The following is a 4,325-nucleotide window of genomic DNA, read 5'->3' as shown; positions in this document are numbered from 1 at the left end:
ACCCGTCATGATGGTCAACTGGGAATTCTTCGACAACCAAACCCCCTCCTCGGCAAGAGATCTCGTCGACGCGCTACGCGAAGGCCAGCCGCCGCTGCCCAGTCGCGGGGCGCCGCTTTGCACCTTCAAGGAGACCGCCCGCGTCCTCGCAGGCCTTCCCGACGACCGTCCGATCACCGCGGACGGCCAGGTGCCGACGGCGACGCTGGCCGGGCTGCGGGTCGCCCGCGAGCTGGGTATGGAGGCGCCTCCGCCGGATGCCGAGCCGGACACGCCGCCACCGGCGTCCGACGGCACCAAGCCCGAGGCCGTCGAGACCACCAAGGACGAACCGGCACCCGCACCGTCGGCCACGGTGCCTGCCGAATCCGGCACCACCGAAACCGACCCGAGCACAACGGATTCACGCGACTGATGGCACCTGCTACTCCCCTGACACCCGTATTCAGCCGCTACTGGGACGATCCCGAACCCTGGTCGCTGGACACCTATCGCCGTCACGACGGCTACCGTGCGCTGGACAAGGCGCTGGCGATGAGCCCCGACGAGGTCATCGCGCTGGTCAAGGACTCCGGTCTGCGCGGCCGCGGCGGCGCGGGCTTCCCGACCGGAACCAAGTGGTCGTTCATCCCGCAGGACGACACCGGGGCGGGCGCCAAGCCGCACTACCTGGTCATCAACGCCGACGAGTCGGAACCCGGCACGTGCAAAGACATGCCACTGATCCTGACCACGCCGCACTTTCTGATCGAGGGCGCGATCATCGCCGCCTACGCGATCCGCGCCCATCACGCGTTCATCTACGTGCGCGGTGAGGTGGTCCCGGTGCTTCGGCGCTTGCAGGCCGCCGTCGACGAGGCCTACGAGGCCGGCTATCTCGGCACCGACATCAATGGCTCGGGCTTCGACCTCGAGCTGGTGGTGCACGCGGGAGCGGGCGCCTACATCTGCGGCGAGGAAACCGCGCTGCTCGACTCGCTCGAGGGCAGGCGCGGCCAGCCCCGGCTGCGGCCGCCTTTCCCCGCGGTGGCAGGCCTGTACGCCTGCCCGACGGTGGTCAACAACGTCGAATCCATCGCCAGCGTGCCACCGATCATCCTCAACGGGATCGACTGGTTCCGTTCGATGGGCACGGAGAAGTCGCCAGGCTTCACGCTGTACTCGCTGTCGGGACACGTGACCAACCCCGGCCAGTACGAGGCCCCGCTCGGCATCACCCTGCGCGAGCTCCTCGAGTACGCGGGCGGGGTCCGCGAGGGCCATTCGCTGAAGTTCTGGACGCCGGGCGGCTCGTCGACGCCGCTGCTGACCGACGAACACCTCGATGTGCCACTGGATTACGAGGGAATGGCGGGCGTCGGCTCGATGCTCGGCACGAAGGCGCTGCAGATCTTCGACGAGACGACGTGCGTCGTGCGCGCGGTGCGGCGCTGGACGGAGTTCTACGCGCACGAGTCGTGCGGCAAGTGCACACCCTGCCGCGAGGGCACGTACTGGCTGAGCCAGATCTACGAGCGGCTCGAGACGGGGCACGGCACCGAAGAAGACATTCAGAAGCTGCTCGACATCTCCGACACCATCTTCGGAAAGTCGTTCTGCGCCTTGGGCGACGGCGCGGCGAGCCCGATCCTGTCGTCCATCGAGTTCTTCCGCGACGAGTATGTCGAGCATCTGGACGGCGGCTGCCCGTTCGATCCGCACGCCTCGACACTGATGGCGACCGAGGGGGTTGGTGCCTGATGACGGTGACCGAACCGAGCCAGGATGCGCCTGCAGTTGAGATGGTGAACCTGACCATTGACGACGTGCCGATCAGTGTGCCCAAGGGCACGTTGGTGATTCGCGCGGCCGAGATGATGGGCGTCTCGATCCCCCGGTTTTGCGACCATCCGCTGCTGGATCCGGTCGGCGCGTGCAGGCAGTGCCTCGTCGAGGTCGAGGGTCAGCGCAAGCCGATGGCCTCCTGCACCATCACGTGCACGCCCGACATGGTGGTGCGAACACAGTTCACCTCGGAGTCGGCCGACAAGGCCCAACACGGCGTGATGGAGCTGCTGCTGATCAACCATCCGTTGGACTGCCCGGTCTGCGACAAGGGCGGCGAATGCCCTCTGCAGAACCAGGCCATGTCGAACGGCCGGGTGGAGACCCGCTTCGAAGACGTCAAACGCACCTTCCCCAAACCGATCCCGATCTCCTCGGAGGTGCTGCTCGATAGGGAACGGTGCGTGCTGTGCGCGCGGTGTACCCGCTTCTCCCAGCAGATCGCGGGCGACCCGTTCATCGAGCTGTTGGAGCGCGGCGCGCTGCAGCAGGTCGGCATCGCGCCAGGTGAGCCGTTCTCGTCGTACTTCTCCGGCAACACGGTGCAGATCTGCCCGGTCGGCGCACTCACCAACACGGCCTACCGGTTCCGGGCACGACCGTTCGACCTGGTGTCGAGCCCGAGCGCGTGTGAGCACTGTGCCTCGGGATGCGCTCAGCGCACCGACCATCGGCGCGGAAAGGTGTTGCGCCGGTTGGCGGGCGACGACCCCGAGGTCAACGAGGAGTGGAATTGCGACAAGGGCCGGTGGGCGTTCACCTACGCCACGATCGGCGACCGCATCACCACACCGTTGATCCGTGAGGAGGACGGCAAGCTGCGGCCCGCGTCCTGGTCGGAGGCCCTCGCAACGGCGGCATCGGGTCTGGCGGCCGCGGCAGGCCGGGCCGGCGTGCTCGTCGGCGGCAGGAGCACCGTCGAGGACGCCTACGCATATTCGAAGTTCGCCCGGATCGTCTTGGGCACCAACGACATCGACTTCCGAATCCGGGCGCACAGCCAGGAGGAGGCCGACTTCCTGGCGTCCGATGTCGCCGGGCGGCCGATGAACGTCACCTACGCTGACCTGGAGAAGGCGCCCGCGGTGCTGCTCGCCGGCTTCGAGCCGGAAGAGGAGTCACCCATCGTCTTCCTTCGGCTGCGCAAGGCCGCCCGCAAGACCGGCGTGCGGGTGCTCGCCATCGCCCCGTTCGCCACCCGCGGGCTGACCAAGATGTCGGGCACGCTGATCCGCTCCGCACCGGGCGGCGAGGCGGCGGCGCTCGACGAGCTGACCGACGAAACACTGCTCAACCAACCTGGCGCGATCATTCTCGTCGGTGAGCGACTGGCAACGTCGCCCGGCGCGCTCTCCGCGGCAAGCAGATTGGCGGCGGCCACCGGTGCCCGGCTCGGCTGGGTGCCGCGGCGGGCCGGCGACCGCGGTGCGCTGGAGTCAGGCGCACTGCCCAACCTGCTGCCCGGCGGCCGGCCAGTCGCCGACGCCTCGGCGCGCGAGCAGACCGCCGCAGCGTGGCACGTCTCCGAGTTGCCGGACACGCCCGGCCGCGACACCGCGGGCATTCTCGCCGCGGCTACGGGCGGCGAGTTGGCGGCTCTGCTGGTCGGTGGCGTCGAGCTTGCCGACCTGCCCGATCCCGACGCCGCCCTGACGGCCATCGACGCGGTGCCGTTCGTCGTCAGCCTGGAGCTGAGAGAAAGCGCGGTCACCGATCTGGCCGACGTGGTGTTCCCGGTCGCGCCCGTCGTCGAGAAGGGCGGCTCGTTCGTCAACTGGGAGGGCCGGATTCGGCCGTTCGGACCGTCGCTGCAAAGCAACGCGACGCCGGATCTGCGGGTGCTGTACACCCTCGCCGACGAGATCGGCGTCGACCTCGGGCTGCCGGATGCGGCAGCCGCAGACGAGGAACTCGCCAAGCTGGGCTGGTGGGGCGGCGCGCGGCCTGCCGCGCCGGACGTGTCGGCGGGCACCGCGGCCGCGCCCGCAAGGGGTGAGGCGGTGCTGACCGGTTGGCGGATGCTGCTGGACGCCGGGCTGCTGCAGGACGGCGAACCCTATCTCGCGGGCACCGCTCGCCCAGTGGTCGCCCGGCTTTCGGCCGCTACGTCCGCTGAAATCGGTGCAGCCGAAGGAGATTCGATCGTCGTTTCCACGGAGCGCGGCGAGGTGGCGTTGCCGCTCGCGATCACCGACATGGACGACCGAGTGGTGTGGCTGCCACTGAACTCGCCGGGATCCGCGGTGTACCAACAACTGGGAGTCACCGCGGGCGCCGTGGTCTCGATTGGGCGGGTGTGACTATGACGGATCTTTCGGCCTTCGGACATGACCCGATCTGGTTGATCGCGGTCAAGGCGCTTGGCGTCTTCGTTTTTCTGTTGTTGACGGTGTTGGCGGCGATTTTGATCGAGCGGAAGTTGTTGGGCCGTATGCAGATGCGGTTTGGTCCCAACCGGGTGGGCCCAAAGGGTTTGCTTCAGTCGCTGGTCGACGGCATAA

Annotated in this window: 3 protein-coding genes and 1 pseudogene; all 4 read left to right on the top strand. The window is 68.3% G+C overall.

Annotation, left to right across the window (positions count from 1 at the left end):
- Positions 1-415: pseudogene (locus D6M19_RS33900) on the top strand (NADH-quinone oxidoreductase subunit NuoE); the annotation flags it as partial.
- The gene (gene nuoF / locus D6M19_RS33895) at positions 415-1,740 is read left to right on the top strand and encodes an NADH-quinone oxidoreductase subunit NuoF (protein WP_123029660.1); all 1,326 of its coding nucleotides are present in this window, start codon (positions 415-417) and stop codon (positions 1,738-1,740) included. The pseudogene D6M19_RS33900 and the gene nuoF, both read left to right, overlap by 1 nt.
- Positions 1,740-4,124, top strand: coding sequence for an NADH-quinone oxidoreductase subunit G (locus tag D6M19_RS33890; protein WP_123029659.1), 2,385 nt, complete (start codon positions 1,740-1,742; stop codon positions 4,122-4,124). Before nuoF ends, D6M19_RS33890 begins: the two co-directional genes overlap by 1 nt.
- A 2-nt stretch (positions 4,125-4,126) precedes the next feature.
- A partial coding sequence (locus D6M19_RS33885) for an NADH-quinone oxidoreductase subunit H (protein ID WP_206428718.1) occupies positions 4,127-4,325 on the top strand: 199 nt, incomplete at its 3' end.

This window comes from Mycolicibacterium stellerae (assembly GCF_003719305.1).
Classification (GTDB): Bacteria; Actinomycetota; Actinomycetes; order Mycobacteriales; family Mycobacteriaceae; genus Mycobacterium; species Mycobacterium stellerae.
This window is presented reverse-complemented; position numbering and strand designations above follow the sequence as displayed.